Annotated in this window: 31 protein-coding genes; 18 read left to right on the top strand and 13 right to left on the bottom strand. The window is 59.2% G+C overall.

What is annotated here, in order from left to right; genetic code table 11:
- Nucleotides 1–96 precede the first annotated feature (96 nt).
- The 7 genes from HGP14_RS24945 (at nt 97) to HGP14_RS24915 (ending at nt 8,645) form a co-directional block, all read left to right on the top strand.
- Nucleotides 97–1,062 (top strand): hypothetical protein, encoded by a 966-nt coding sequence (locus HGP14_RS24945; protein WP_168832552.1) that lies wholly within the window; start codon nt 97–99, stop codon nt 1,060–1,062.
- Nucleotides 1,063–1,280: 218 nt separating this feature from the next.
- On the top strand, nt 1,281–3,338 hold the full coding sequence (locus HGP14_RS24940) for a glycosyl transferase (RefSeq protein ID WP_168832551.1): 2,058 nt from the start codon (nt 1,281–1,283) through the stop codon (nt 3,336–3,338).
- Between the two features lie 78 nt (nt 3,339–3,416).
- Nucleotides 3,417–4,217, top strand: a complete 801-nt coding sequence (locus HGP14_RS24935; RefSeq protein WP_168832550.1) for a class I SAM-dependent methyltransferase — start codon at nt 3,417–3,419, stop codon at nt 4,215–4,217.
- A 166-nt stretch (nt 4,218–4,383) separates the two neighbouring features.
- Nucleotides 4,384–5,718, top strand: a complete 1,335-nt coding sequence (locus HGP14_RS24930; protein ID WP_168832549.1) for a hypothetical protein — start codon at nt 4,384–4,386, stop codon at nt 5,716–5,718.
- Between the two features lie 12 nt (nt 5,719–5,730).
- Nucleotides 5,731–6,888, top strand: a complete 1,158-nt coding sequence (gene glf, locus HGP14_RS24925) for a UDP-galactopyranose mutase (protein ID WP_168832548.1) — start codon at nt 5,731–5,733, stop codon at nt 6,886–6,888.
- A gap of 237 nt (nt 6,889–7,125) precedes the next feature.
- Complete coding sequence (cmoA, locus tag HGP14_RS24920; protein WP_168832547.1) at nt 7,126–7,884, top strand: carboxy-S-adenosyl-L-methionine synthase CmoA; 759 nt, start codon at nt 7,126–7,128, stop codon at nt 7,882–7,884.
- Between the two features lie 14 nt (nt 7,885–7,898).
- A complete protein-coding gene (locus tag HGP14_RS24915; RefSeq protein WP_168832546.1) occupies nt 7,899–8,645 on the top strand; it encodes an isoprenylcysteine carboxylmethyltransferase family protein in 747 nt (248 codons plus the stop codon).
- A gap of 107 nt (nt 8,646–8,752) precedes the next feature.
- On the opposite strand, the gene HGP14_RS24910 is transcribed toward HGP14_RS24915, so the two are convergent.
- A complete protein-coding gene (locus HGP14_RS24910) occupies nt 8,753–9,073 on the bottom strand; it encodes a hypothetical protein (RefSeq protein WP_168832545.1) in 321 nt (106 codons plus the stop codon).
- Between the two features lie 11 nt (nt 9,074–9,084).
- Nucleotides 9,085–9,405 carry a hypothetical protein gene (locus HGP14_RS24905; protein WP_168832544.1) on the bottom strand — a complete coding sequence of 107 codons (321 nt, stop codon included), beginning with the start codon at nt 9,403–9,405 and terminating at the stop codon, nt 9,085–9,087.
- A gap of 425 nt (nt 9,406–9,830) precedes the next feature.
- Between HGP14_RS24905 and HGP14_RS24900 the strand changes: the two genes are divergently transcribed.
- Nucleotides 9,831–10,337 (top strand): hypothetical protein, encoded by a 507-nt coding sequence (locus tag HGP14_RS24900; RefSeq protein WP_168832543.1) that lies wholly within the window; start codon nt 9,831–9,833, stop codon nt 10,335–10,337.
- A gap of 68 nt (nt 10,338–10,405) precedes the next feature.
- Here HGP14_RS24900 and arsC read toward each other — a convergent pair whose 3' ends face one another.
- The gene (arsC, locus tag HGP14_RS24895; protein ID WP_168832542.1) at nt 10,406–10,828 is read right to left on the bottom strand and encodes an arsenate reductase (glutaredoxin); all 423 of its coding nucleotides are present in this window, start codon (nt 10,826–10,828) and stop codon (nt 10,406–10,408) included.
- 276 nt (nt 10,829–11,104) lie between these two features.
- Here arsC and HGP14_RS24890 point away from each other — a divergent pair, with 276 nt between their 5' ends.
- Together HGP14_RS24890 and HGP14_RS24885 are read left to right on the top strand one after the other, a co-directional pair.
- Nucleotides 11,105–12,529: an efflux transporter outer membrane subunit gene (locus HGP14_RS24890; RefSeq protein ID WP_168832541.1), complete on the top strand. Its 1,425-nt coding sequence runs from the start codon at nt 11,105–11,107 to the stop codon at nt 12,527–12,529.
- 400 nt (nt 12,530–12,929) lie between these two features.
- A complete protein-coding gene (locus tag HGP14_RS24885) occupies nt 12,930–13,325 on the top strand; it encodes a DUF1236 domain-containing protein (protein WP_168832540.1) in 396 nt (131 codons plus the stop codon).
- A 71-nt stretch (nt 13,326–13,396) separates the two neighbouring features.
- Here the strand turns inward: HGP14_RS24885 and HGP14_RS24880 are convergent, their stop codons facing one another.
- The 4 genes from HGP14_RS24880 to HGP14_RS24865 form a co-directional block, all read right to left on the bottom strand.
- Nucleotides 13,397–14,440: a Gfo/Idh/MocA family protein gene (locus HGP14_RS24880; RefSeq protein ID WP_168832539.1), complete on the bottom strand. Its 1,044-nt coding sequence runs from the start codon at nt 14,438–14,440 to the stop codon at nt 13,397–13,399.
- Nucleotides 14,441–14,449: 9 nt separating this feature from the next.
- The gene (locus HGP14_RS24875) at nt 14,450–15,235 is read right to left on the bottom strand and encodes a ThuA domain-containing protein (RefSeq protein WP_168832538.1); all 786 of its coding nucleotides are present in this window, start codon (nt 15,233–15,235) and stop codon (nt 14,450–14,452) included.
- 167 nt (nt 15,236–15,402) lie between these two features.
- On the bottom strand, nt 15,403–15,744 hold the full coding sequence (locus HGP14_RS24870) for an SMR family transporter (RefSeq protein ID WP_168832537.1): 342 nt from the start codon (nt 15,742–15,744) through the stop codon (nt 15,403–15,405).
- Between the two features lie 16 nt (nt 15,745–15,760).
- Nucleotides 15,761–16,324, bottom strand: a complete 564-nt coding sequence (locus tag HGP14_RS24865) for a TetR/AcrR family transcriptional regulator (protein ID WP_168832536.1) — start codon at nt 16,322–16,324, stop codon at nt 15,761–15,763.
- A 155-nt stretch (nt 16,325–16,479) separates the two neighbouring features.
- Between HGP14_RS24865 and HGP14_RS24860 the strand changes: the two genes are divergently transcribed.
- Together HGP14_RS24860 and HGP14_RS24855 are read left to right on the top strand one after the other, a co-directional pair.
- Nucleotides 16,480–16,869 (top strand): group II truncated hemoglobin, encoded by a 390-nt coding sequence (locus tag HGP14_RS24860; protein ID WP_168832535.1) that lies wholly within the window; start codon nt 16,480–16,482, stop codon nt 16,867–16,869.
- Between the two features lie 8 nt (nt 16,870–16,877).
- Nucleotides 16,878–17,243: a DUF423 domain-containing protein gene (locus tag HGP14_RS24855; RefSeq protein WP_168832534.1), complete on the top strand. Its 366-nt coding sequence runs from the start codon at nt 16,878–16,880 to the stop codon at nt 17,241–17,243.
- Between the two features lie 47 nt (nt 17,244–17,290).
- Here the strand turns inward: HGP14_RS24855 and HGP14_RS24850 are convergent, their stop codons facing one another.
- The 3 genes from HGP14_RS24850 to HGP14_RS24840 are packed head-to-tail and all read right to left on the bottom strand — an operon-like array spanning nt 17,291 to nt 18,292.
- A complete protein-coding gene (locus HGP14_RS24850; protein WP_168832533.1) occupies nt 17,291–17,605 on the bottom strand; it encodes an antibiotic biosynthesis monooxygenase family protein in 315 nt (104 codons plus the stop codon).
- Nucleotides 17,606–17,615: 10 nt separating this feature from the next.
- Nucleotides 17,616–17,882 (bottom strand): hypothetical protein, encoded by a 267-nt coding sequence (locus HGP14_RS24845; protein WP_168832532.1) that lies wholly within the window; start codon nt 17,880–17,882, stop codon nt 17,616–17,618.
- Nucleotides 17,879–18,292, bottom strand: coding sequence for a DUF2325 domain-containing protein (locus tag HGP14_RS24840; RefSeq protein WP_168832531.1), 414 nt, complete (start codon nt 18,290–18,292; stop codon nt 17,879–17,881). The genes HGP14_RS24845 and HGP14_RS24840 overlap by 4 nt, the downstream gene beginning before the upstream one ends.
- A gap of 332 nt (nt 18,293–18,624) precedes the next feature.
- Here HGP14_RS24840 and HGP14_RS24835 point away from each other — a divergent pair, with 332 nt between their 5' ends.
- Together HGP14_RS24835 and HGP14_RS24830 are read left to right on the top strand one after the other, a co-directional pair.
- On the top strand, nt 18,625–18,969 hold the full coding sequence (locus tag HGP14_RS24835; protein ID WP_205927321.1) for a DUF883 family protein: 345 nt from the start codon (nt 18,625–18,627) through the stop codon (nt 18,967–18,969).
- Between the two features lie 9 nt (nt 18,970–18,978).
- Nucleotides 18,979–19,380 (top strand): hypothetical protein, encoded by a 402-nt coding sequence (locus HGP14_RS24830; RefSeq protein WP_168832530.1) that lies wholly within the window; start codon nt 18,979–18,981, stop codon nt 19,378–19,380.
- 56 nt (nt 19,381–19,436) lie between these two features.
- Here the strand turns inward: HGP14_RS24830 and HGP14_RS24825 are convergent, their stop codons facing one another.
- The gene (locus HGP14_RS24825) at nt 19,437–19,991 is read right to left on the bottom strand and encodes an RNA polymerase sigma factor (RefSeq protein WP_168832529.1); all 555 of its coding nucleotides are present in this window, start codon (nt 19,989–19,991) and stop codon (nt 19,437–19,439) included.
- 10 nt (nt 19,992–20,001) lie between these two features.
- Nucleotides 20,002–20,208, bottom strand: a complete 207-nt coding sequence (locus tag HGP14_RS24820; RefSeq protein ID WP_168832563.1) for a NepR family anti-sigma factor — start codon at nt 20,206–20,208, stop codon at nt 20,002–20,004.
- Between the two features lie 269 nt (nt 20,209–20,477).
- On the opposite strand from HGP14_RS24820, the gene HGP14_RS24815 reads away from it, so the two are divergent.
- From HGP14_RS24815 to preA, 4 genes are all read left to right on the top strand, one after another.
- Nucleotides 20,478–21,272 (top strand): response regulator, encoded by a 795-nt coding sequence (locus HGP14_RS24815; protein ID WP_168832528.1) that lies wholly within the window; start codon nt 20,478–20,480, stop codon nt 21,270–21,272.
- Nucleotides 21,273–21,508: 236 nt separating this feature from the next.
- Nucleotides 21,509–22,462, top strand: a complete 954-nt coding sequence (locus tag HGP14_RS24810) for a sensor histidine kinase (protein WP_168832562.1) — start codon at nt 21,509–21,511, stop codon at nt 22,460–22,462.
- A gap of 390 nt (nt 22,463–22,852) precedes the next feature.
- Nucleotides 22,853–24,214 carry an NAD(P)-dependent oxidoreductase gene (locus HGP14_RS24805; protein ID WP_168832527.1) on the top strand — a complete coding sequence of 454 codons (1,362 nt, stop codon included), beginning with the start codon at nt 22,853–22,855 and terminating at the stop codon, nt 24,212–24,214.
- Between the two features lie 15 nt (nt 24,215–24,229).
- The gene (preA, locus tag HGP14_RS24800; RefSeq protein ID WP_168832526.1) at nt 24,230–25,543 is read left to right on the top strand and encodes an NAD-dependent dihydropyrimidine dehydrogenase subunit PreA; all 1,314 of its coding nucleotides are present in this window, start codon (nt 24,230–24,232) and stop codon (nt 25,541–25,543) included.
- 90 nt (nt 25,544–25,633) lie between these two features.
- Here preA and HGP14_RS24795 read toward each other — a convergent pair whose 3' ends face one another.
- Entirely contained in the window at nt 25,634–25,840 is a 207-nt protein-coding gene (locus HGP14_RS24795; protein ID WP_168832525.1) for a hypothetical protein, read from the bottom strand.
- Between the last annotated feature and the right edge of the window lie 190 nt (nt 25,841–26,030).

The raw sequence follows: 26,030 nt of genomic DNA, 5'->3' as shown, positions 1-26,030 counted from the left end.
GGCTCGCGCGAGCCATGTTTCACCTAGCATAGTCTTTGCCGAGGGTGATGCCAGACACCGGCGTTGCCACGACACCACTAACCTTGGGGTACATCCATGTCAGCCGTTACCTTTCTTCAAAAACTTAACGCTACTCAAATCAAAAAACTCACGACAGATTCCGTTGCGACTCTGAGCACTGCGCAGCTTGGCGCCATGAATTCCACTCAGGTAGCTGCGCTCAATTCCAGCCAGCTCAGCGCGATTGACGCCACCAGAGTCACCTCGCTGGGCACGGCGAACCTCACCAGCCTGGCGACCGCCGCTCTTGCCGGGTTGAAGCTCGACCAACTCCAGGCAATAACGAACGGCGCGGCTGCATTCACCACAGGCCAGACCGCAGCACTATCAACCGATGTCATTTCCTCGCTCGTTAACACCGACTTGGCGAACTTTGACTCGGCTCACCTGCAGGCGCTTAAGACCGCGCAGATTGCGGTTCTGCACGCCGATCAGCTTACAAGCGCCCAGGTCGGCAACCTACTGACCGCCCAGGTCGGCGCCCTGAGCAGCACGCAGATCAGCAGTCTCACCAGCGCGGCATTCGGATCGTTGACAAGCGGTCAGCTTGCCGGCCTGAGCACCGCCGGCGCCGCCGGCTTAACCGCGGCACAAGCCCAAACGCTGAACAGCAATGACCTCAACGCACTCAGCACGAATACGCTGGCGGCCATCTCCACGGACAACGTAGCGCTGATCGCAACCGCGGACGTCGCCGGTATCAACGTGGCTCACATCAAGGGCCTGACGGCCGGCCAGGCGGGAGCCCTCTCGTTGGCACAGGCAACTGCTCTGACTTCCGGCCAGGTCGCTGTGTTGTCGTCGACCCAGCTCGAAGCCTTCGACGCCGCCGAAATCGCAGCCTTCTCTAGCGACGAGATCGCTGCTATCGACGTCAAGGCTCTCCCCGGCTTGTCCTCGGACGATATCCTGGGCCTGTCGGATGCGCAGCTCGACGCGCTCACCACCGCCCAAGCTAACGTGCTCGATCCGAACTGGGTCCAAGAGGCTTACAACAACTAATAGCAAGCGGCGCGTTAACCCGCGCCGTAATACTTCATTCAATGCTGCAAGAGCGGACGGCGCACCACGCGCCGTCCGTTTTTCATTTTCGAGGAGCTGTCGCGCCACCCCTCCCCATACAACCAGCCCCGCGCAAGCCAGGCCGTCAATAAAGCTGCAGGCCATCTAGCGCGCCTGGGGAGTCTTCGGCCACAGGGCCGTTTTGTCGAGGGAAAGGCATGAACGTCAATACAACAACCGCTTCCGCTCAGGCGTCAACGCTTTCAGATATGCTGCAGCAGGCGCGCAGTCAGCAGATGTCTCTGACTGCACTGTTCCAGGCGGCCGAAGGCTTCGGTGGCGCTGGATTGCTCGCGCATTCGGCCGACCTCTACAAGACTTGGATTGCCTTCAACGACATCCATCCGCTGCTGCACATGGCCTGTTTCAACTATGCTGTCTGCCTGCGCAACATGGGCGACCTAGCGGGTTCGATCCAGGCTTTGCGCGCCTGCTTGAAACAGGAGCCGATGTTCGGTCCTGCCCACATCAACCTCGGCCGTGCTCTCGAGGATTGCGGCCTTATTGGTCAGGCCGTCGGGCAATGGCGGACTTTCTCGGAGGCGACTGGGGAGATCACGCCAGATCGCCTCAGCCATCGTCTGATGGCCCTGGAGCATACCGGCCGTGTGCTGGAAACCGCCGGCCAACTGGCCGACGCAGAAACGGCGTTGTGGCAGGCGATCGAGCTCCAACCCTCGAAGCCCGAAGCGGGCCAGCATTGGACCTCTCTGCGCCAGCATCAGTGCAAATGGCCGCTTCTCACTCCCTCGATCCACGTCTCGGCCCGGCAACTGGTTGATGCGCTGTCGCCGCTGACGCTCGGCTGCTATGCCGACGACCCGCTTTTCCAGCTCGCCAAAGCGTATCGTTACGGCCAGAAACTGGTCGGGCGGCCGGACACGGTTGGCTTCCCACGCAAGCCTACTCGGCTCAAAACGGGAACCGGACAGCGCCTGCGCGTCGGCTATGTCTCTTCGGATTTGCGCCAGCACGCGGTCGGCTTCGCTCTTTGCGAAGTTCTCGAGCTGCACGACAAGAGTAGCGTTGAGATCTACGCCTACTACTGCGGCGAGCCTCGGTCCGGTGATACGACGCATAACCGCATCAGGAACGCCGTCGATTGCTGGCGCGATATTACCGCGCTGAGCGATATCGATGCGGCCAGACAGATCGTAGCCGACGAAATCGACGTCCTTATCGACGTCAACGGCTATACCAAGCAGGCGCGCACGAAAATCTTCGCCTATCGGCCGGCGCCGGTCATCGTTAACTTCTGCGGCTATCCCGGCACGATGAGCAGTCCGTTTCATCAGTATATGATTACCGACGCGCAGATCGTGCCGCCCGAAAACGAGATCTATTACACCGAAAAGGTGCTGCGGATCGCCTGCGACCAGCCCGTCGACCGCAAGCGAGAGGTGGCCGAGCGGCCGACCCGGGCCCAGGCCGGACTGCCGGAAGATGCTTTTGTCTATGCCAGCTTCAACGGGATGCAGAAGATTACCGCCGAATGCTTTGCGCGCTGGATGAAGATTCTTTCGGCGACGCCGGGCAGCGTGCTGTGGCTGCTTGGGGCAAGCGAGGATGTCAACCAGCGCCTGCGTGAGGCAGCCGCGCAGAGCGGTGTGGCAGCAGAGCGGCTCATTTTCGCCGCCAAGGCGCCCAATCCGCAGCATCTCGCGCGCATCGGTCTTGCTGATCTCTTCCTCGACACCTTCCCCTATGGGGCGCACTCCACTGCGGCGGATGCGATCACCATGGGATTGCCGGTCCTGACTTTCCCAGGGAAAACCTTTGCCGCACGTTTCTGCTCGAGCATCGTCGCGGCCGCCGGCATTCCGGAATTGATTTGCAGCACGCCGGACGAATATGTGAGCCGCGCCATCGCCCTGGCGCACGATCGCAAAAGCCTCACGGCAATCAAGGACGCCTTGCAACGCAATCGCGAGACAAGTGTCCTGCGCGATATTCCAGGCCTTGCACGCCGTCTCGAAGAGCTGTTCTGGCAGATTCAGGGTGAAGCCGAGCGCGGCGAAACACCGGTCCCTAACCTGCGCAACCTCGACGTCTACTACGAGATCGGCGCGGAACTTGTCCTGGCAGGCGTCGAGTTCGAGGATGACCGCGCCTACCGGCGGCGGTATCTCGAAAAGCTCGCTCAGTGGCACGACCACGCGCCCTTGGCACCAGATTCACGCCTTTGGGCAGAGCCGACCGGACGTGCAGGGCGATAAACATCTCCCACTGGGCCTACTAAGGCGATCTGGTCAAACACCTTTCCTCACAGCATTCTAACAACAGCGAGAAGCTAGATGGCAGATCTCAGTGAGCATATTGATGAAAGCGTTCTCAGAAATTGGTTCTCCGCAAAAACCCTTGCTGACCCTCAGCTGACAAATTTCATCAACGCTAACGATCTCAAGCGAACGAAGCCGAATTTTAAAGACATCAGCAACCGCTTGTTCGGATGCGATAATCCTTATCACGGCTACCGGCCGCAGCTTTTGCCCGCTCCAATGCAATATACGGCACACATTGGTCCGCTAACTCTTGGCGCTATCGAAGCCTTTTTAGGTCGGAAGCCTACTTTGGGCGTCGAGGTCGGTAGCTTTATCGGCAATAGCGCGACAATAATTGGGTCATGGCTTCGCGAAACGAATGGCACACTGCTGTGTGTCGACCCATGGTGTGGCGACATCAACATGTGGCTCCTGAGTAATTTTGCGGGCACAATGAGGAAAGCGGACGGCAATCCGGCAATCTTCGATTACTTCATGAACGCCATGTACAATAACGGTCTCACTGAGACTGTGGTGCCGTTCCGCGTAACCTCGGTGGTTGCTGCTCGGACCTTGAAGGTGCTCAACTACGAAATCGATTTCGTTTATTTGGATTCGGCTCACGAGTGCGGTGAGACCTTCCTAGAGCTTTCTCTATATTATGATCTTTTGCCGCCGGGTGGTGTCCTGTTCGGGGACGATTATCTAATGTTCCCAGCGGTGAAGCACGACGTTGATTTGTTTTGCAAAGTGCATGGATGCACCCTCCACTTCACCGGAGAGCGGGATACTTGGATGATACAAAAGCAGGCGGAAATCGCCCCATCCGAGTGACATTTCGTGCGCGGTCCTTGGATCTAATCGTAGCAATCAGCCAGGCGCGTAACTTCCCTGGCTGATTGACGGTATTAGCCGCATTACGCGAACTCAGCTCGTTTGAGGAGTGCCTTCATAATGCGCAGCGCGAATTGCAATAACAGTTGTAAGCGATGAGGATACTATGACCCCAGTCGTACTGGTGACGTTTGCCGGACGCCAAAAAAGAATGGAGATTCTGACCCAGTACATCCGGAAGGCAATGGATGACGGGATTATAGATGAATGGCACGTCTGGGATTTTACGCGCTCCGTCGCGGATCATGAGTGGGTGACGCGCGAATTTGGCCCGGTCCGCTACATGGGCTCCGCCGCGCCCTACCAATCCTGGGGATCGGTTGCTCCCAGTCAACCTCTCCGCCTCAATGCGACGATCACAAACGACCTTCACATTGCCGTCGTTCCGAACGACGGCGGCGATATTTATTTCGAAATCGTTGTCGGCGGCTGGAGCAATTCGCACTCGGTCCTGCGCAAGCTGCCACGCAGTCAGCTCAAGAGTTTCGATCGCGACAACGCGCAGGCGATTTGGAGCAAGCCCACTCCAGCGATCCTGTCGCCAGGTGCTCCAAATCAAATCGTCCTCAACATTGATGCAGCAGGAGTCCTTTCCCTGCATGTCAATAACGTGGCGATCGGCCACTGGGCCGAGCTTGACCTTTCGGCGGGCGCCTCGATCATGTTCCGCGGCGGGTGGGGTGCCGATCTGGAATTGGGCGAAGTACGATCGCGCATACAACGTTTCGTCGGCAATCCGAACGAGCAGATACCCTATTGGCAAGCCTATGATTTCTATGCCAAGCGGCAGCAGACCTTTTCGAACTCGATATTCCTCAAATGCGATGACGACATCGTTTATGTGGACCTCGAAAAGCTCAGCGAGTTCATCGAGTTCAGGCGAACCAATCCGAAATATGTTGTCGTTTCCGCCAATGTCGTGAACAACGGCGTATGCGCCTATTGGCAGCAGGTTGCGGGCTCAATTCCCAACCAGGTCGGCCATTTTGAACGGCCGCCCGGCGGTTTTGGCGGCAGTCTTTGGCAAAGCGCGGAGCGCGCCAATGAACTGCACGACTATTTTCTGCAAACGGAAGACAAGCGCCTGCCCTTGCCAGCCAAGGTCATCGATTGGAACGAACGTCAGTCGATCAATTTCATAGCCTGGCTCGGAAGAGACCTGATCCACATGGCTTTGCCGAAAGGCGATGACGAACACGCTCTAACAGTCGGTTTGCCGACCTTCCTCAATCGACCGACCGCGATTTATGCGGACTTTACCGTGAGCCACTTGAGCTTCGGGCCACAAGAAAAAGGACTCGATCTGGATCGCTTGATCGACGGGTATGATGCGCTCATGCGCGCCAAACTTTCATTAGATCCCGCCAATCGTCGAGCACCCGGAGTGGAGCCTGTTCCCCACTCGACTGCTGTCGCTCAACACGCTGAAACCCCGAGGTAGGACCGGTTTGCAATGCACGCAAAAGAAAAAATTCTAGCTGTGGGAGCAGGACTTTCGGGCGCGGTCATCGCGCGTGAACTCGCACAAGCGGGCCATGAAATCGAGGTCATCGATGCCCGCGACCACATTGCCGGCAACTGCCATACGGAACGGGACAAAGAGACGGGCGTCATGGTCCATGTCTATGGCCCTCACATTTTCCACACGGATGACGCCGAGGTCTGGAGCTATGTGAACGGCTTTCAGACGTTTCTACCCTACAAAAATCGCGTCAAAACGACGAGCGACGGTCAGGTTTATTCCCTGCCCGTCAATCTTCACACGATCAATCAATTCTTCGGCAAGAGCTTCAGGCCCGACGAAGCTCGCCAGTTTATTGAAGAGCAGGCCGACGGATCCATAACCGATCCGGAAACCTTTGAAGAGCAAGCCCTCCGGTTTGTCGGGAAAGACTTATACGAGGCATTCTTCAAGGGATATACGCAAAAGCAGTGGGGCTGCTCACCAACGGACCTGCCGGCTTCCATCCTGAAACGGCTCCCGGTGCGTTTCAACTACGATGACAACTATTTCTTCCATAAGTACCAGGGCATGCCGGAGAAGGGCTATACCGATATGATCGGACGTATTCTCGATCATCCCAACATCACGGTAAAGCTCGGAACGCATTTCGACCGTGTTCAAAGCGCGGACTTCCGACACGTCTTCTATTCGGGTCCGCTTGACGGCTATTTCGACTACGAATTCGGCTGGCTCGGCTATCGCACCCTCGATTTCGAGCGTTTTACGTATGAAGGTGACTACCAGGGCTGCGCAGTGATGAACTATGGGGATGTCTCGGTTCCCTACACGCGTATCACTGAACACAAGCATTTTTCTCCCTGGGAGGATCATGCGGGCTCTGTTTGCTATAAAGAATTCTCCCGCGCCTGCAGCCCTGAGGACACTCCCTACTACCCAATTCGCTTGGTCAGGGAGAAGGAGCAGCTTGCCGACTATGTCTCGCGCGCCGGACAGGAAAGCTCCGTCACTTTTGTGGGCCGGCTCGGCACTTACCGCTATCTCGATATGGATGTGACGATTCGCGAGGCGCTCGACACAGCGCGGCTCTATCTTTCCAAGAAAGCAGAGAGTGCTTCGATGCCGGTATTCCTGCATTCGCCACTTTGACTGGAAATCACACGTAGCCGCGCGGCGCTCTCGGGCGCCGGCCTGCTCATGTCTCGCCTTTCCCGTCAGGAAACTTGACTTCGCGTCATTCGCCAGCTAGCGAAATCGGTCAATTGAATGAGCTGCAGAATTTCAGACCCGTGGACCGGGCGTGCTGCAGCACAAGGCATCCGGCTCGGTCTGCCCGCGGTGCCAAGGCCCGAAGCGTTCGTAGACCAAAGCCAAGGATCAGATAAAATGGCGGAGAAAGACCTGAGCAAAGTGCTCCACATCGAACGTAAGGACGAGGTGTTCAGCGAGGACCAGCCGGTCGGGGACTTTGCCTTCGACGCCACGGTTGCCGGTGTCTTCGATGACATGGTGAGCCGGTCAGTGCCCTTCTACGAAGAAATGCAGCGCATGGTCTGCGAACTGGCGCGGGATTTCGCACGGCCCGGCACCAATCTTTATGATATAGGCTGCTCGACGGCGACCACGTTGCTGATGCTCGATGCCTTTTTGGACGAAGGCGTCAAGTTCATCGGCATCGACAACGCACCGGAAATGCTGGAGAAAGCCAAAGTAAAAATCCAGCAGGCAGAAACCAGCAGGCAGATTGATCTTAGGGTCGGCGATCTTCACCAGGGCCTCGCGATGACGGATGCCAGCGTCGTCACCATGCTGCTGACGTTGCAATTCGTCCGCCCGCTTCATCGTGAGCGCGTGATCAAGCAGATCTACTCCGGATTGAATGAGCAGGGCTGTCTGCTTCTCATTGAGAAGCTCACGAGCGAGGACACCATGTTCAATCGGCTTTTCATCGACCACTATTACGATTTCAAGCGCCGGAACGGCTATTCGGAAATCGAGATATCGAAAAAGCGCGAAGCCTTGGAGAATGTGCTGATCCCCTACCGCCTGGAAGAAAATGTCCAGCTGCTCAAGGAGACAGGATTTCGCCAGATCGAAGTCTTTTTCCGCTGGTACAATTTCTGCGGAATTATCGCGGTCAAATAGGCATGGGTCATCAAATGAAGAAGACGATGATAAGCATCGGGAATTTTTTCTTCCGGTTCCGCAATCAGGCATTCCCCGTGATGATCGTCGGATTGCTGCTGATGGCGCTACCGCCGACCGAGATATTTGGCAGCGCCTTTCTTGAGGAAGGGAAAGATCTGATTGCGCTCGCCGTCGTGCTTGCCGGCCTGATCCTGCGCGCCACCGTCATCGGTTATGCCTATATCCAGCGGGGCGGCCTTAACAAGAAAGTCTATGCCAAGAATCTGGTAACGGGGGGAATGTTTGGCATCTGCCGCAATCCCCTGTATGTCGGCAACATGCTGATCTACAGCGGCTTATTCCTGGTGCATGGCAGCCTTTGGGTGGTGGCCGCCGGCATCGCACTGTTCGCCTTCATCTATCAGTGCATCATTTACGCGGAAGAAGCGTTTCTCGAGGACAAGTTTGGCGATGGGTATCGAGCCTATTGCCGGGATGTGCCGCGCTGGATGCCGCGATTCGGCAAGTTTGCCGAATCCACCGAAGGCATGGAATTCAATTTCAAGCGCGTCATCGCCAAGGATTATTCGACAGCTTGCGCTGCTTTGTTCGCTGTGGTTGCGGTAGAGGCCTGGGAATATCTCGCCGCACCGAATCCGACCCTACATGTCGGCTATCTGTCTGTCCTGATCGCATTGATGGCCGCTTTCGGTGTGCTCGCCGGAGCCATCAGCTTTCTCAAGAAGCGCGGCGTTTTCCACGAAGGCAAGGCCGCGTAGGGTGCCGCGAGCCTAAGCGGACGTCCGGGACGCGCTTGCGGAATGATCCATCATGCTACCCGAGGGGAAACTACAGCCTCGACCGCGTGCTCGCATCTTGCGCGGCTCTACTGCAGTTTCGCCGCCGGCTGCTCACCCATCGCCGTGACAAGCCGGTCAAGGTTGACGGTGTAGCAGAAAAGCTCAAACAGCGATCCGGTCACGTAGAGTGTCGCGGCAGATGTCCGGCTCTGCATAGCTTGATCGTCCAGAGGCGCGGCGGACCGGCCTTTATTGAAGGAAAACGCCATCAAATGAGCCTCGGAGCCGCTGTCCGGCGCTGAGTGAGCGTCCGGCGTCGGCGCCGTGGTCCAGCCTTCCGAAATACGATCCGGGAACAGCTTCAAGGGGATGAGCTGGCTTTCGATACGATTGGTTTCCTGTGTCATGGTCGTAATCCTCAGTAGGCACGTGGCGGAACGAAGAGGCAAATCGTGCGGCCTGTGGGCTCGCCGGCCACCGTGCATTGGTGAAAATGCCCGTCCGGGCTGTCCTTGATGCGAGTATCCCGGGACATGATGAGCTCTCCCGTGAGCTTGATGACATAGCCGCGGGGGCCTTCGAGAACCGCTTGGTCAGTGACCTCGCGGCAATCCATGCCGCTGCAGCACGAAAAAGGATATGTCCATCCGTTGGGCTGCATCGGCGTCGGCTTCGCATCGTGCGCGGCTGCGGGAGCAGCGGTCAGGACTGCAAAAAGAATAGCTGCGGGCTTACTCATGATCCTTACCTCGATGGTAATAGAGCCGGCTTCCGTGTCCGAATGTCCCTTCGATCAAGTGTGTCCGCTGCGAGCATTCTCGTCGTCTTTTTCTCGAAACAACCCGCGAGGTATGCTGGTTCCATTCGGGATCGATCGAGAGAAACTGCCCCGCGGCAGAAGCATCTTGAGAATAATGGCCCGCTCCCGGCCTGACTATTGAACGGGAGGAAGCATCAGGCACCAACGAGAAGGGTATGACCTATACGGGGGTCTATGTGCTTTTATGCGGCTGTGCGATAATCGTTGAGCATCCGTGATGGCCTCGTAAACCGGCCGGCATTGGATCATCAACGGTTTTCCGGCGCCCACGATCTGCGGAAATGCCGGCCGGGGAACTGATCTGTCCAGGAGACGTTTGGCACGATCAGTTACGAGGTCCCATTATGCGCTGCGCCGCCTATTTGTTATCCGTTGCTCTTGCTAGTGCCCAACCGCTTACGGCCGCCGCCGCAGAGATCGACTTCATCAAGTCGCTCGCCGGAAATTGGAACGGCGCTGGCACAGTGCTGACGCGGATCGGTAGCAATCCGATCAACGTGAACTGCAGCTTCGCAACAACGGCGGGTGCGTTCGACTTTTCGATGAAGGGCAACTGCCGCGGCTTGCTCGTCATTCGCAAAGCCGTTTCAGCGGATTTAAAGGTGAACGGCGATCGCTACACGGGTACCTATGTCGGACCGTCCGGCCTGCCGTCGGCGCTTTCGGGAAGCCGCCGCGGAAACGCGATCAATCTTTCCGTCCGGTGGCCTCGCCCCGTGAATGGCGACCGGAATGCGAGCATGACCATCGAGAAGGTCGGAGCGGAGGGCCTGCGTCTCAGGACGGTCGACCGCGACCCCGCGACTGGAAAGACGGTCGTCACGAGCAACATCGATCTCCGGCGCCAGTAAGCGAGCCCGACAGCTTGTTTGCCCTTCCTTGCGCAGCGCCGCGAGATCAACCTTACGCTGCTGGCAGATCAGACAACACGCTTGCCTTCCGCATCGAGAACCTTTTCGCCGTCTTCCTTGGTGAAGGCGCCCTTATGGGTATCGGGCAGGATGTCCAGAACCAGTTCCGACGGCCGCGCCAGACGCGCACCGAACGGCGTCACCACGAAGGGACGGTTGATCAGGATCGGATGCTCCAACATCGCATCAAGCAGCTGATCGTCCGTCAGGGCAGGATCATCGAGCCCGAGTTCCGCATAGGGCGTGCCCTTTTCCCGGATGGCCTGGCGGACGGTCAGGCCCGCATCGGCGATCATCTTGACCAGTTCCGCGCGAGACGGCGGGGCTTGCACGTACTCGATGACCGTGGGCTCGATCCCGGCATTGCGGATCATCGCCAGCGTATTGCGGGACGTGCCACAGGCCGGATTGTGGTAGATGGTGACGTTCATAGCTTTGCCTCGTTCGATAGGGATCAACGTAGCCCGCGACCCGGGCGATCTGCCTGAACGCACGGCCCTTGTCGACTTGCTGCGTCGCGGTAGCCGGATCCCACCAATTATTCAATGGCCATTGCAGCTTATCTGCGGCTTGAGGGTTGCAGCAAGCCGCAACGGCCAAACGGCGGATGAACCCTTCATTAACCATGTTTGGCCTATCTTCAGCCAAACCAAGGGGGATGGTGGGTGAAGGGGCGAACTGTACTAACTCGCAGCGCGGCATGTTTTGTGATCGCGTCGGCCTTAGCCGGCTGCGTGGTCGGGCCGAATCATACACCCCCCGAGATGCCGCTTCCTGGCAAGTTCGCTGAGGGTGGCGCCAAGAACATCGGCGACGTTGCGACGGTGCAGTGGTGGACGGCGTTCCGCGACAAGCAGCTCGACAGCCTGGTGGCCCGCGGCATCGACCAGAACCTCGACGTGCTGCAGGCGATGGAGCGCATCAACGCCGCCTCCGGCAATGTGACGGTCGCCGGGGCCGGCTCGCTGCCGAGCCTGGTGGTTGGCGCCTCGCAGACGGTCTCCGGGCAGATGGGCTCGCGCCGCAACCAGGTCGGCGCCGAGAACACCTCCGCCGGCGATGCCAATATCTCCTGGCTGCTCGATCTCTTCGGCCAGTACCGCCGTTCGAAGGAAAGCGCGCTCGCCTCGCTCGATTCGGCCTATGCCACCGCCGACGTCGCCCGCCTCGCCTTCCTGCAGGATCTCGCTAACTCCTATATCGACGCCCGCTTCTTCCAGGAGCGCCTCGCGCTATCGAAGGACAACCTGCGCTCGCGCCAGGAAACCTACGAACTCACCCAGTTCCAGCTGGAAGCCGGCGCCGCCTCGCGCCTCGATGTCGTCCAGGCCGAGGGCCTGGTGCAGCAGACGCAGGCGGAAATCCCGACGCTGGAAATCAACTTCCGCGTCGCCGCCCATCACATCGCCACGCTGCTCGGCCTGCCGGCCCCGGCGCTGCTGAGCGAACTGCAGAAGGGTGCCGCCCAGCCGATCTACCGCGCCGGCATCATCTCCGGCATTCCGGCCGACCTGATCCGCAACCGTCCCGACATCCGCCGGGCCGAGCGCGATCTCGCCGCCGCCACCGCCAATATCGGCGTCGCCCAGTCGCAGCTTTATCCGACGATCGCGCTCTCCGGCTCGATCTCGCCGTCCTGGGTCAATCCCGCCGGCGGCAAGGGCGGCGGCCTGACCACCTGGTCGTTCGGCCCGACGCTCACCCTGCCGATCTTCGACGGCGGCCGCCTGCGCGCCAATGTCGACATCGCCCGGTCCGACGCCAAGACGGCCTATCTCGCCTGGAAGCAGACGGTGCTGAAGGCCGTCGAAGAGGTGGAGAACGCGCTGTCGGCGGTGCGCCGCGACGCCCAGACGGTCGAAGCACTGCGCGCCAACGTCAAGACGACGGAGGAATCGCTGGAACTGTCGACCGCCAGCTACAAGGACGGCGCCTCCTCGCTGCTCGACGTGCTCGATGCCCAGCGCAACGTCTCGCTCGCCGACGCCAGCCTGGCCGCCGCCATCCAGCAGATGGCCAAGGACTACGTCTCCCTCAACGTCGCCATCGGCGGCGGCTATGCCGCAGCCGGCGTCAAGGCCGGAGCCGCCGGCACATCCGCCGGCGCAGCAGCACCGGTCTCAAAAAGCTGAGTGGCAAACAGGCGCTTTCGGCGCAAGAAAAAAGGGCCGACCTGCAATCGGCCGGCCAGCCCCTCTTCCTCATCGGAGGAGTGGTGAGACGGCTATGCGAGCATCATGCCGTTCGCACTTATCAAAGCATAGGTTTGAGGTATTGGATATCTCTCCAAAAGGATGAAGCCTCATACTCCGGACGGTCTCACGGCAGCCCAAATGGCCCGGCAGGCCCGACGCCGATCGCCCCATCGGCAAGGCGTTAGTCGATTTTCTTTGGTCGCAGGGCAATGCTTCCGCCGCCTCACGCCATGTAACCGTGGCGTTGCAAGCGTGATTCCGACACACTCGCAATAGGGGAACAACCGCCCTCCCCCTCCGTTTCTTCTTTGCAGACTCGAGCTAAGGAGAAAGCAAAATGTACAAGATCCTACTTGTCTCCAGCGCCCTGGCGCTGTCGTCCCTAGCCACGAATGCGTTGGCTGGCGGAGCCGTTACCGGAGCTGCCGGTGGAGCCGTTACGGGTGCAATTGTCGGCGGGCCTGTGGGCGCCGCTGTGGGTGGCGTTGCCGGCGCCGTGGCCGGCGCGATCATCGATCCGCCGCCGCGTGAGGTTGTGACCTATGTCGAGGCGCAGCCGGCTCCGCCGACCCCTGTCATCATCAAGCAACCGATCGTTGTCGGCAAGCCGCTTCCGGCGGACGTACAGGTCATCCCGGTGCCGGAAAATCCGAAATACGCCTATACGGTCGTCAACAACCAGCGTGTGATCGTCGAACCGAGCACACACCGCGTTGTTCAGGTCATCCAATAAGCCTTATCCCGGCTAGCAAAAACCGCCGTTCGTAAGAGCGGCGGTTTTTATAGACTTCAAAATCGGCATCATCAGACCTTGAGTTCGCACCGATCGCGCTCGGTAATCATGGCAAGATCCAGTACTTTCTGCAGGTTGGCGGCGTGGCGGAAGTTCGGATCCGGCTGCAGGCCGCTCCTGACCGCATCGGCAAAGCGCTGGTAGTTGGTTGGCACCGGCGGAACCTCGATTGCCCTCCAGGTCGCGCTCTCGACATCGTCGCCGAGACAGCCGCGCAGTTCCGATCCGGCCGGACGATGGCTGACCTCGAGACTCCCTCTCTCGCCGTAAATGCGCAGCTTCAGCTCGTTCAGATGACCGGTTGCCCAACGGCTGGCGTGAATGACACCGAGTGCACCGTTGGCGAAATCGACGGACATCGTGAAGCTGTCGTTCGCATCCAGAAGGTATTCGCCGATCTGGCCTCCGGGCGCCTTGTTGAAGGTCTTGAGGCGAGCAAACACGTGGTCGATGTCCGTTGCCGCGCCATAGGCCGCGAAGTCGAGAATGTGAATGCCGACATCGCCGAGCACGCCGTTCGAGCCGTGACCGGTCGAAAGCCGCCAGAGCCAGGTCGATTCCGTGCGCCAGTCGCCCCAGGCACGCGAAACGAGCCAGCTCTGCAGATAGGATGCTTCCACGTGTTTGATCGTGCCAAGCTCGCCGGCAAGCACCATCTCGCGCGCCCGCTGCAGCGGCGCAACGTTGCGATAGGTGAGGTTCACCATGTTGATGACGCCGGCCCGTTCGGCTGCCTCCGTCATCTCCAGAGCCTTCGGGTAGTTTTCCGCCAGCGGCTTTTCGCAGAACACATGCTTGCCTGCGGCAATCAGCGCCATCGTCGTCGGATAGTGGACGCGGTCTGGCGTGATGTTGGTCACCGCATCGAAATCGCCCCAGGCCAAAGCCTCGTCCAATGTCAGGAAGCGCTTTTCGATTTTGAGTTCGTCAGCAAAGTGCTTCAGGCGGGCGGGATCGGTGTCCACTGCGCCAACGACCTCGACGCCCTCCATGTTGGCGAAATGGCGCATCTGGTTCTTCGCCATGACGCCCGTACCAAGTACCAGTAGTCGCATGAATTCTCCTCAGCGGTAACCGGCTTCGCCGGCCTGGTGCAATTTGGGACCGCGCTCCTCGATCGGCTCCAGCGCTTTTTCCACCGGCACATTTGGAGCATCCGTAATGGTCGTCAACGCGGGCTGCAGGTTATAGGCCCATTTGACGCCGTTGATCAGCACCTTGCGGACGTTGGCGTCGTGATAAGTCGGATAGGTTTCGTGGCCGGGGCGGAAGTAGAAGATGTTGCCCGCGCCGCGCCGCCAGGTCATGCCTGAGCGGAACACCTCGCCGCCCTGGAACCAGGAGATGAAGACCGTCTCCAGGGGTTCGGGAACCGAGAACTGCTCGCCATACATTTCCTCATTCTCGAGGATGAAGCTCTCATCGAGACCTGCGGCAATCGGATGGCGGGGATTGATGACCCAGAGCCGCTCACGCTCGCCCGCCTCTCGCCACTTCAGCGCGCAGGGTGTGCCCATCAGCCGCTTGAATATCTTCGAGAAATGTCCGGAATGCAGCACCAGCAGCCCCATTCCCTCCCAGACCCGCTTGGCAACGCGTTCGACGACTTCGTCGGAGACCGCGCCGTGGTCCTTGTGGCCCCACCAGATGAGGACATCGGTCTCGGCGAGCCGCGCTTCGGAAAGCCCGTGTTCCGGCTCCTGCAGGGTCGCGGTCGTGGCTTTGATTGCCGGATCGCTGTTCAGCGCATTGGCGATGGTCGTATGCATGCCCTCGGGATAGATGCCCTTGACGACGGCATTGGTGTTCTCGTGGATGTTTTCACCCCAAACGACAGTGCGAATGGCCATTGTCGGTGCTCCTCCGGACGCAAATTCTGAAAAGGCTGGGTGGATAGTCGATGCGCTTTGGAAGGATGCCGATGGCACCCTCACTCCTCCGCGTTAAGAGGAACACATAGACATTTGACGTTATTTTGACAGCGAAAAAAATAAGAATAGGAAGAACGGTAGCGAAATCAATGCGAAATGGATTTCGAGTAGATATTGACGATCAAAACGCCGGCAACGATCAGCGCAAGTCCGATCACTGCGGGCAGATCGAGCCGCTGCTTGAAGCACACAAGCCCGACGCCGGAAATCAGCACGATCCCCAATGCGCTCCAGATGGCATAGGCGATTCCGACGGGAATGACCTTGAGGGTGTGCGACAAAGCATAGAAGGCCACCGTATAGCAGACGACGAGAAGCACGCTCGGCCACAGCCGCGTAAACTGCTGTGACAGCTGCAGGGCGGTCGTGCCGATGACTTCCAGCACGATTGCTGCAAAGAGCAGTGCGTAGACGGCACTTGGGCTCATGGTTCTGTCCTTAAAACTAGCGCGTCGTGAGTTCGGTGAGGCGAGCGATCAGCGCGCCGCGCTCGGTGGCATCGATCTCGTGACTTTCCGTCATGTCCGCAAGCCAGAGACCATCCGCCGCAAAGCGCACCATCTGCGCGTCGAGTGACGAGTCGGTGCCGACATATTCGTCCGCCCGCTCCCGCACCCATTGCCGCCAGCGTTCACGCAGCCGCGGCTCCGCCAGCATCGCAATCGTCACTTGCGCCCACTGGCTGGAATCGTCCCGCTTCTCCCTGATGCTGGCGCAGGCGAGGAGATAGGCGCGCGTAAAGCGTCCGTGCGGAAGCGGATCTGCGCGCATCCGTTCATCCAGCTCCTCGTCGAAGCGTTCGAGGAGACTTTCGAACAGTGCATCCAGCAGCGCGTTCTTCGTCGGAAAGTGGTGCAGCAATCCGCCCTTGCTGACCCCGGACGCTCCGGAGACCGCATCGAGCGTTACCGAAGCCATTCCCTGTTTCGCCGCAAGGCGCGCTGCCACGTCCAGCAATTGCCGGCGCACCAGAACAGGCTGCTTCTTGCGATGATGAGCGTTTGACATTGCTTATAAAAATACCGTCTGGACGGTTTTGTCAATCGAGATCTTATTCTCCGCACCCATATTGGGACTCTGGCGCGAAATGACGCGGCGGTGGCGATCGGGTTGCGAATTCAGCAGCGGCAGTGCAATAAGGATCGGACTTCAAGGATAGTGTTGTGACGGAAGAGGTTATCACCCTCTATGAGGCGATCGGAGGCGAGCAGACGGTGCGCGCCTTGTCGCATCGCTTCTATGAACTGATAGACACGTTGCCGGAGGCAAAGCATGTCCGCGCGGTTCATCCGCCCAGCCTCGAAGGCAGCGAGGAAAAGTTCTACGAGTATCTGACCGGGTATCTCGGCGGCCCGCCGCTTTATACCGACAAGCGCGGCCATCCGCGCCTTCGCAGCCGACACTTCGTAGCGGAGATCGGCCCAGTCGAGCGCGACGAATGGCTGCTATGCTTCCGCCGCGCGATGGACGAAACCATCGCCAACGAAAAGCTGCGCGACATCGTCTGGCCGCCGATCGAACGGCTTGCGCATCATATGCAGAACAAGGAATAGGATCCGGCATGGTCTCGAACGCACGCGTCGTCCCGCTTTTCTTCGTCTTTGCCGGACTGTTTGGCTTTGCCGGCGTGGCGCTTGCCGCCGTCGCGGCGCATGGCGGGGGCGATGCCGCCCTGCCAGCATCCGCGTCCGCGATGTGCCTGGCGCATGCCCCTGCCCTGTTGGGTCTGGGTATCGGCATGGAGAAGATCAAAACTGCCGTGCTCGCTGGCTTGCTGATGATCGTCGGAACGACGCTTTTTGCGGGCGATCTCGTGATGCTGCGCTTCACGGGCCACGGGCTTTTCCCCTACGCAGCGCCAACCGGCGGCTGGGCGATGATGCTCGGCTGGCTGGCGGTCGCCGCAGGTGGCTTGATGCGCCGCTGACGCGGTCAACCGTCGGGCGCCAATACAGCTGTGCCGTAGTTGCCTCTTCAGATTCCGTCTACGACGTTAAATCCTTCGAACACCGGCGGCCCCTTGTACATGACCTTGTTCTCGCCGGCATTGCGATGCGCGGCGCGGAAGTTCTCGGACTTCGTCCAGTTCAGGAAGTCTTCCTCGCTTTGCCAGATCGTATGCGAGACGAAGAGCGTGTAGCCTTCCTCCGTATTCGTCGAGCCGCGCAGCAGCCGGAACTCCACGAAGCCCGGCACCTGCGCCAGGCTGGAGTCACGGTTGCGCCAGACATTTTCGAAATCCGTCTCCGCGCCGCTCGCGACCTTGAAGCGGTTCATGGCAATATACATCGGGACCTCCTTACGTCTTCCTGCCTTTCGCGCGCACTTTGGGAAAGGCAACGACATTATCGCCGTTCGCCGCCTCGTCCCCAAGGGGGCGATCCGCGATTTCGCCTGACTGGCGCGCTTCCCACACGGGAAACTCCATCACGTTCGGATAGAGTTCCCGGCGAGCGGCATTTTCCGTCAGGAGGTCGTAGAGCTCGGGCACGAGGCCGTCGCCATTCTGCGCGGCGAGCTTGTGCAGGCCGATCATCATGAAGCCTTGGAAGGGCTGATCTGTCATCGGGAACTGTCTCTTTCGTTCATGGTTTGCAGCGCACGCTCGAGGCTCGATTTGCTGCCGTTGCGCAGCGGGATGAACGTCTTGCCGAACTTCTTGCAGCCGGTCTTCACACGCAGGCAGGCATCGTGGCTGATACAGTCGATCGGGCAGAACACGCAATCGACGGAGGGAAGGACCGTGTCGATGCGGGAAACGGCTTCCCGCAGGCCGCCATCATGGTGGATCAGCTCGGCGCCGAAGCTGCTCGCGATCTGGCGAAGATGCGCCACCTGGCAATCGCGGCCGCCGACATAGAGGAAACTGCGGACACCCGGTTTGGATTGTCCCAGGCCCCGTTGCGCCGCTTGCGCTGGCGCGTCCGCAGTTATGCGGTTGCCCTGGTTTGATCCCTTCTTCGCCTTGCGAGCCATTTACCACCCGTTCGCCCGTTGACCGTCACACGCTTCCTGCGTGTGCGAGCGGCACCTTATTAAACTTGATTTCTGCGGTAAAGTATAAAGTTGACTCCAAAGATCATATTTTACAATCGGTCATTTTTGCCTCCGCATGGCGCTCCAGCTCGGCCTGCCACGCTCCAAGGCAGGCGATTTCGAGGAGCGACACCACCCCCGACTTGGCGATCCCGACCGGAACTTTTGATTGCCCCACGCGTTTGACGCTCGATTAGTTGGGTCAATGCCACCTCCGGTTCAGACCTCGTTGAAACCGGCGCCTTTTCTGCGCCTCACAGATGGAGAGCATCATGGCTTCCCTCTTCCACTCCGCTCGCGGACGTTCTGGCAACGGAACGCTTCACGACATCGAATCCACGATCGAGGATCAGATCGAAAGTCTGCGCGACGAAATCGCGACTTTAACCAAGCTCGTCAGCAAGAATACGCGGCGCTACGGCGACAGGTCACGCTATCAGGCGGCGGCGGGCTATGATGAACTCATCGCGCGCGGCGAAGACCTGCTTCGCGACCTGCAGGAGGGTTATACGCGCGGCGCCACGGAAGTTCGCGATACCGTGCGAAGCCACCCGGTTGCGGCAATTGGAACGGCTGCCGCCGTTGCTCTTGTGCTTGCATTCCTCGTGCGCCGTTAAGGAGGTTTGATGCTCGCTCCGATCCTTGGCCTGCTCGTGGGGGACGGCGTTCACAGGACCATTGCGCGAACAAAGCGCAGCGGCATTTTTATCGCCGCCGCCGCACTCTTCTTTCTGACCGCCTATGTGCTGGCGGTAACAGCCCTGGCGATATGGCTGGAAAGCATCTACGGAGCCGTGGGTGCCGTCCTCTTCCTTGCCGCCTGCGCCCTGCTGCTGGGCATCGTGGTGCTGATCGTCATGGCGATCATCAATGCACGGGAAGCCCGCCGGGAACGCGAACGCCGCCAGGCAATGGAGTCGATGGCTGCAATCGGCATCGGCCTTGTCCGCTCGCAGCCGCTCTTGACCGCCGGTGTGCTGACCGCGCTCATTGCGTCGACCCTTATGGGCTCCAAGCGCCGCGACTAGAAATGCAAAAAGCCGGCGGTAGCGCCGGCTTTTTTCACTCATCAAACTCGTAGCAATCAAAAAGCGAAGGCTTTCGAAGTCAGCGGCGCAGAGGTCGCGTCCGGACCGAAATCTGCCTCGCCTGAGATCTGCAGCAACTCCTGCAGGCGCTGTCGCGCGCGGTTGACGCGGCTCTTGATCGTTCCGACCGCACACCCGCAAATCTCGGCGGCCTCTTCATAAGAGAAGCCTGAGGCGCCGACGAGAATGATGGCCTCGCGCTGGTCGGGAGGCAATCGATCGAGTGCCTTTTTGAAATCCTGCAGGTCGAGCGCGCCGTATTGCGACGGGTGCATGGCCATCGACTCGGTGAACAACCCATCGCTGTCCTGGATCTCGCGGCCGCTCTTGCGCATCTGGCTGTAAAGCTCGTTGCGCAGGATCGTGAAAAGCCAGGCCTTCATGTTGGTGCCCATCTCAAAGTGGTCCTGCTTTGCCCAGGCCTTCATGATGGTGTCCTGCACCAGGTCGTCGGCACGATCGTGCCGGCCGATCAGTGAAATCGCGAAAGCGCGCAGGCTCGGCAAGGCAGCCAGCAATTCGCGTTTGAAGCTTGGTTCAACTTTAGCCATCTGCGCGCCCCTACTCGGCCACCTTGGCCGTCGCCATCATCTCTGCCTCGTCCAGCTTTTCAAGCAAATCGAGAAAACGGTCGGGGATCGCCTCCTCCTGAACGGCCGCGTAAAGAGAGCGCAGTTTGATGCCAATCTGGTTGGTTGGGTCGAGGATGTCGCTTGCGCGCATGTCCAGCCGCTGCTTGTTCTGTTCATTTTTTTGCTGTTTTGTCATTAATTCGTCGCTTCTCGCCGGTTGTCTCTGTTTGAAGGCGCGATACTTGTTCGCGGCGGCTTGAGACGCCGGCAACACCGGCTACCGCTTCGAAACGGTCGGTGTGAAAAATCTCTGCCGGTTACCATGCTCAAAATGCGATACGCCCTCATCTGTCGCGATCATAATGCAGGGCCGGATCAAAAGTTCCGCAGCTGCTGGAACTTTTTTGACAGCGCGGCGTTTTCACAACATTAAAGCCAGATATGGCCTACCGACGGGAGTTTTTAATGACACTTTCTACTCGAATTGCGCCGCACCTTCCTTATCTGCGTCGTTATTCCCGCGCACTTACCGGCACCCAGACGTCAGGCGATGCTTACGTTGCTGCAGTTCTCGAAGCGATCATCGCCGACATATCGATTTTTCCGGATACCGCGAACGACCGTGTCGCACTGTACAAACTGTTCACGCAACTTTTTGGTTCCACCGCCGTCCAGATTCCCGAGCCGGCTTCGCCGTACGCCTGGGAACAGCGTGCGACGGTGAACCTGGCCAAGGTCTCTCCGCTAGCCCGCCAGGCCTTCATCCTCGCTTCAGTCGAGAATTTTCGCGTCGGCGAAATTGCCGATATTCTCGATATCGAGGAACAGGAAATCATGACCCTGCTCGACACTGCCTCGCAGGAAATATCGCGTCAGGTTGCCACCGATATCATGATCATCGAAGACGAACCGCTGATCGCGATGGATATCGAGCAGATGGTGGAAAGCCTCGGCCACAAGGTCACCGGCATTGCCCGCACGCACACGGAAGCCGTGGCACTTTACAACAAGACCAAGCCGAGCATGGTTCTTGCCGATATACAGCTCGCCGACGGCAGCTCAGGCATCGACGCCGTGAACGACATTCTGAAGACATCGAGCGTGCCGGTGATTTTCATAACGGCCTTCCCCGAACGCCTTTTGACGGGCGAGCGGCCCGAACCAACCTTCCTCGTCACCAAGCCCTTCAATCCCGACATGGTCAAAGCATTGATCAGCCAGGCGCTATTTTTCAATGAATCCAACAAGGTTGCCGCATGAGGCTTAGCCGCCAAAGCGACGGAACAAAGCGAAGAACGAGGCGTTCCCAGTTAGCTGGTGGCTTCGGTAGCGCCTTTAACGGTTTTTGCAACGCTTACGCGTAGCATGACCGGCGGGTTTCCTGAACGGCAACCTCTTTCCAGCTGCACCAGAAGGATCGAAGGGACGGCGGCTAGGTGAATACGACGGAACCACTAACCGGGAGGCCCTTCGCGCTCGAAGGCAAGTCCGCGATGATGGAGCGGGCGTTGAGCAGCGCCGGAATCTCGATTCTGTTCCAGGATGCCACGCTGGCACTTTCCTATGCCGAAAACTTGCCGCCCCACCTCGCCGAACGGTACTTCGCCGGCGGCAGAGACGGCGATCTTTTCGGTCAAGTGCATGGCGACTACCTGGGGGTCTTGAAGTCCAACGTGCTCGAAACCGGTTCGGCGACCAATGCCGAAATCGATCTCGACGTCGAGGGCGAGATCCGAACCTATGAACTGAAGGTCCAGCGCGTCAACGGCGACGGTTTCCTTGGCATTCTCTCGGTCATTTCCGAAGTGACCGAAATGCGGCACCGTGAAAAGGTGCTGAAATCACTGCTGCGCGAACTCTCGCATCGTTCGAAGAATCTGCTCGCGATCATCCAGGGCATAGCGACCCAAACGGCGCGCAATACACTGTCGCTCGATAGCTTCCTCGTGAAGTTTCGCGGGCGCCTTCAATCGCTCTCGAACTCACAGGACCTGATCACGGATTCGAGCTGGCGCGGCGCCTATCTCTTTGACCTGGCGGAAAAGCAGTTTGCACCCTATTGGCCGGAAACGGCAGGGTCCATGCCGATCTTCGGCATCAATGCCCATTTGACGCCGAATGCCGCCGTGCATCTTGGGCTCGCCCTTCATGAACTCATCGTCAATTCGGCCTCCTATGGCGCGATCGCCGGCGGCGCATCATCGATCACGCTGAACTGCAAGGAAGTCAAACTGAACGGCAGGAAGGCGATCGAGGTGGCCTGGGTGGAAGTCCTCCCGAACCGTACGGACATTCACGAGTTCAGCGAAAACAGTTTCGGCAGGAGCGTGCTGGAACGCGTCGTCCCATCATCGATGAACGGCAAGGCGGAACTGAAACTGCTCCCGGGCCGCATCGAATATTATCTGCAGATCCCCGAGACGGAATTCGAAATTCTGAAGCGCGCCTAACTCAGCCGCGCGCACATCAAAACAGCCAGTGCGAGGGCGGCGCACTGGCTGTTTTCACTCATCGGGAGGGGACCGTGAGTAATCCAGATGATGAGTTGGGGGCGCGCATGTTGGGTCGATGCGATCATCATCTGGATGTCGCCTAAACGACGCCGTTAACCTTTGGTTCCGGCGGTTATGAAAAAAAATACATTTTCAAGAGATTTTTTTCGATGCGCATCAACTTCGGGCCGTGCAAGAGGCGTTTTGGCTGTTGATCGCGCGATGCATTTGGCAAAATAATCAGCTACTTAACTGGTGATCAGTATCAAAATTTTACCGTTTGATAAATTTTTGATACTGAGTTACGCTTTCCCTCACTAGCCGTTTACCAATAATGAGGGAACTTCAATGGAACGACTGGAAACTGGGATCCATGCCGGCCGGCTTTTGCCCGCCGAGTATGAGGCTAATTTTTCCGATCTGCATCCGCGCCTCGACAAGCATGAGGCGCTGGTCGCCGCCGACCGCTGCTATTTCTGCTACGACGCGCCGTGCATGACGGCCTGTCCCACCTCGATCGACATTCCGCTGTTCATCCGCCAGATCGCCACCGGCAATCCGATCGGCTCTGCAAAGACGATCTTCGACCAGAACATCCTCGGCGGCATGTGCGCCCGCGTCTGTCCCACCGAAGAGCTCTGCGAACAGGCCTGCGTACGCAACACGGCAGAGGAAAAGCCCGTGGAGATCGGCCGCCTGCAGCGCTACGCGACGGATACAGCCATGGACGCAGGCAAGCGGTTCTACACCCGCGCTGCCTCCACCGGAAAAAAGATCGCCGTCGTCGGCGCGGGTCCGGCAGGTCTGGCTGCGGCGCACCGCCTGGCCGTCAAAGGCCACGAGGTTGTCATCTACGACGCCAGGCCGAAATCCGGCGGCCTGAACGAATACGGCATCGCCAGCTATAAGACGGTCGACGACTTCGCGCAGAAGGAAGTCGACTACGTGCTGTCGATCGGTGGCATCGAAGTCCGCAACGGGCAACAGCTCGGCCGTGATTTCTCGCTCGCGGATCTGCAGTCGCAGTATGACGCCGTCTTCCTCGGCATCGGACTGGCCGGCGTCAATGCGCTCCGCATCGAAGGCGAAAACCTGCCGGGCGCCGACGATGCTGTCGATTTCATCGCGGCGCTCCGCCAGGCGAAGGACAAGGCGGAGATTGCGATCGGCCGCCGCGTCGTTGTTCTCGGCGGCGGCATGACGGCGATCGACGCCGCCGTGCAGGCCAAGCTGCTCGGCGCCGAAGAGGTGACGATCTGCTACCGCCGCGGCAAGGAACATATGAACGCCTCGGAATTCGAGCAGGATCTTGCCACGTCGAAGGGCGTCATCATCCGCCACTGGCTGGCGCCGAAGTCCATTCTTGCAAAGGACGGCAAGGTGGCAGCGATCGAGGTGGAATACACCAAACTCGTCGAAGGCCGCCTCGTCACGACTGGCGAGACCGGCGTCATTGCCGCCGAGCAGATCTTCAAGGCGATCGGCCAGACCTTCGAGGCGTCCGGCCTCGGGACAGTTCGCATGGAATCCGGGCGCATCGCAGTCGACGGCGAAGGCCGGACCTCGCTCGACGGTGTCTGGGCCGGCGGCGACTGCGTTTTCGGCGGCGATGATCTGACCGTCTCGGCGGTCGCGCAGGGCCGCGATGCTGCCGAATCCATCAACCACATGCTGACTGCCGATGCGCAGTCAACCGTTGCTGTCGCGTGAAGGGGAGAATGAACAATGGCTGATCTCCGCAACAATTTCGTCGGCATCAAATCCCCCAACCCGTTCTGGCTCGCCTCCGCACCGCCGACCGACAAGGCCTACAATGTCGAGCGCGCCTTCAAGGCGGGCTGGGGCGGCGTGGTCTGGAAAACGCTCGGCGAAGAAGGCCCGCCGATCGTCAACGTCAACGGTCCGCGCTACGGCGCGATCTGGGGTGCCGACCGCCGTCTGCTTGGCTTGAACAACATCGAGCTCATCACCGACCGCGACCTCTACACGAACCTGCGCGAAATGAAGCAGGTGAAAATGAACTGGCCCGACCGCGCGCTGATCGCCTCTATCATGGTGCCCTGCACCGAGGATGCGTGGAAGGCCATCCTGCCGCTCGTCGAAGAGACGGGCGCCGACGGCATCGAGCTCAATTTCGGCTGTCCGCACGGCATGTCCGAACGCGGCATGGGCTCGGCTGTCGGGCAGGTGCCGGAATATATCGAAATGGTCGTGCGCTGGTGCAAGCAGTACACGCGCATGCCTGTCATTACCAAGCTGACGCCGAATATCACCGACATCCGCAAGCCGGCGCGCGCCGCCAAGGCGGGCGGTACCGATGCCGTATCGCTGATCAACACGATCAACTCGATCACCGCGGTCAATCTCGACACTTTCTCGCCCGAGCCGTCGATCGACGGCCGGGGCAGCCACGGTGGCTATTGCGGTCCGGCCGTCAAGCCTATCGCGTTGAATATGGTCGCTGAGATCGCCCGCGATCCGGAAACCTACGGCCTGCCGATCTCCGGCATCGGCGGCATCACCACCTGGCGCGATGCGGCGGAGTTCCTGGCCCTCGGTGCCGGCAATGTGCAGGTCTGCACGGCGGCGATGACCTACGGCTTCAAGATCGTGCAGGAGATGATATCCGGCCTCTCCGACTGGATGGATGCCAAGGGCCATAGGAACCTCGACGACATCACCGGCCGCGCCGTCCCAAACCTCTCCGACTGGCAGTACCTGAACCTCAACTACATCACCAAGGCGAAGATCGACCAGGAGGCTTGCATCAAATGCGGCCGCTGTCACATCGCCTGCGAGGACACCTCGCATCAGGCGATCACGCAGTTCGTCAACGGCGTGCGCCATTTCGAGGTGCTGGAAGAGGAATGCGTCGGCTGCAACCTTTGCGTCAATGTCTGCCCGGTCGAGAACTGCATCACCATGGAGCAGTTGCCTGCAGGCGCTCTCGACGAGCGCACAGGCCGTGTAGTGGAAAGCACCTACGCCAACTGGACGACCCATCCGAACAATCCGATGGCAAGACAGGCCGCGGAGTGATGAACGAGCAACGCCGCGGAAACCATCGCTCCGCGGCGTTGCTTTCTACGTATTCTAGTATCCTGCTAGGTTGATTGCAGGCTTCGCAATTCAACGTGTTGCAAGCAGCTCCCGAAGTTGATCCGGTCGATCAACCCCAAACTCAAACCACATCGTCAACTCCTGCGCAGCCTCCTGTGCCTCTATGTTCAAAATGTCATAACCGCGATCGTCGCACCAATCCTTGAGCAAACCGTCCAACATAGTCAGATCACCTGAAGTCAAGATGCGCTTCTTCGAGGCCGCTGCTTGAGACATACTATTCCTCCCAAAGATATTACTTTTTACCACCACCCGATATGCAAGTACTACATTAGTATAATGTTGCTTTCCGGAAAATATATTTTATCACACGTTAGCGCGAAAACGGCATAACTGTCTATTTTGACAAAGCAATTTTTACCCAGCCGCAAGCGGCTTGATGACCGGCTTAGCGACGAAGGACTGC

Origin of the sequence: Rhizobium sp. P32RR-XVIII, from assembly GCF_012641395.1 — a bacterium.
GTDB lineage: Bacteria > Pseudomonadota > Alphaproteobacteria > Rhizobiales > Rhizobiaceae > Rhizobium.
Note: the sequence above shows the minus strand (reverse complement) of the source record. Positions and strands in the feature narration are given on the sequence as shown.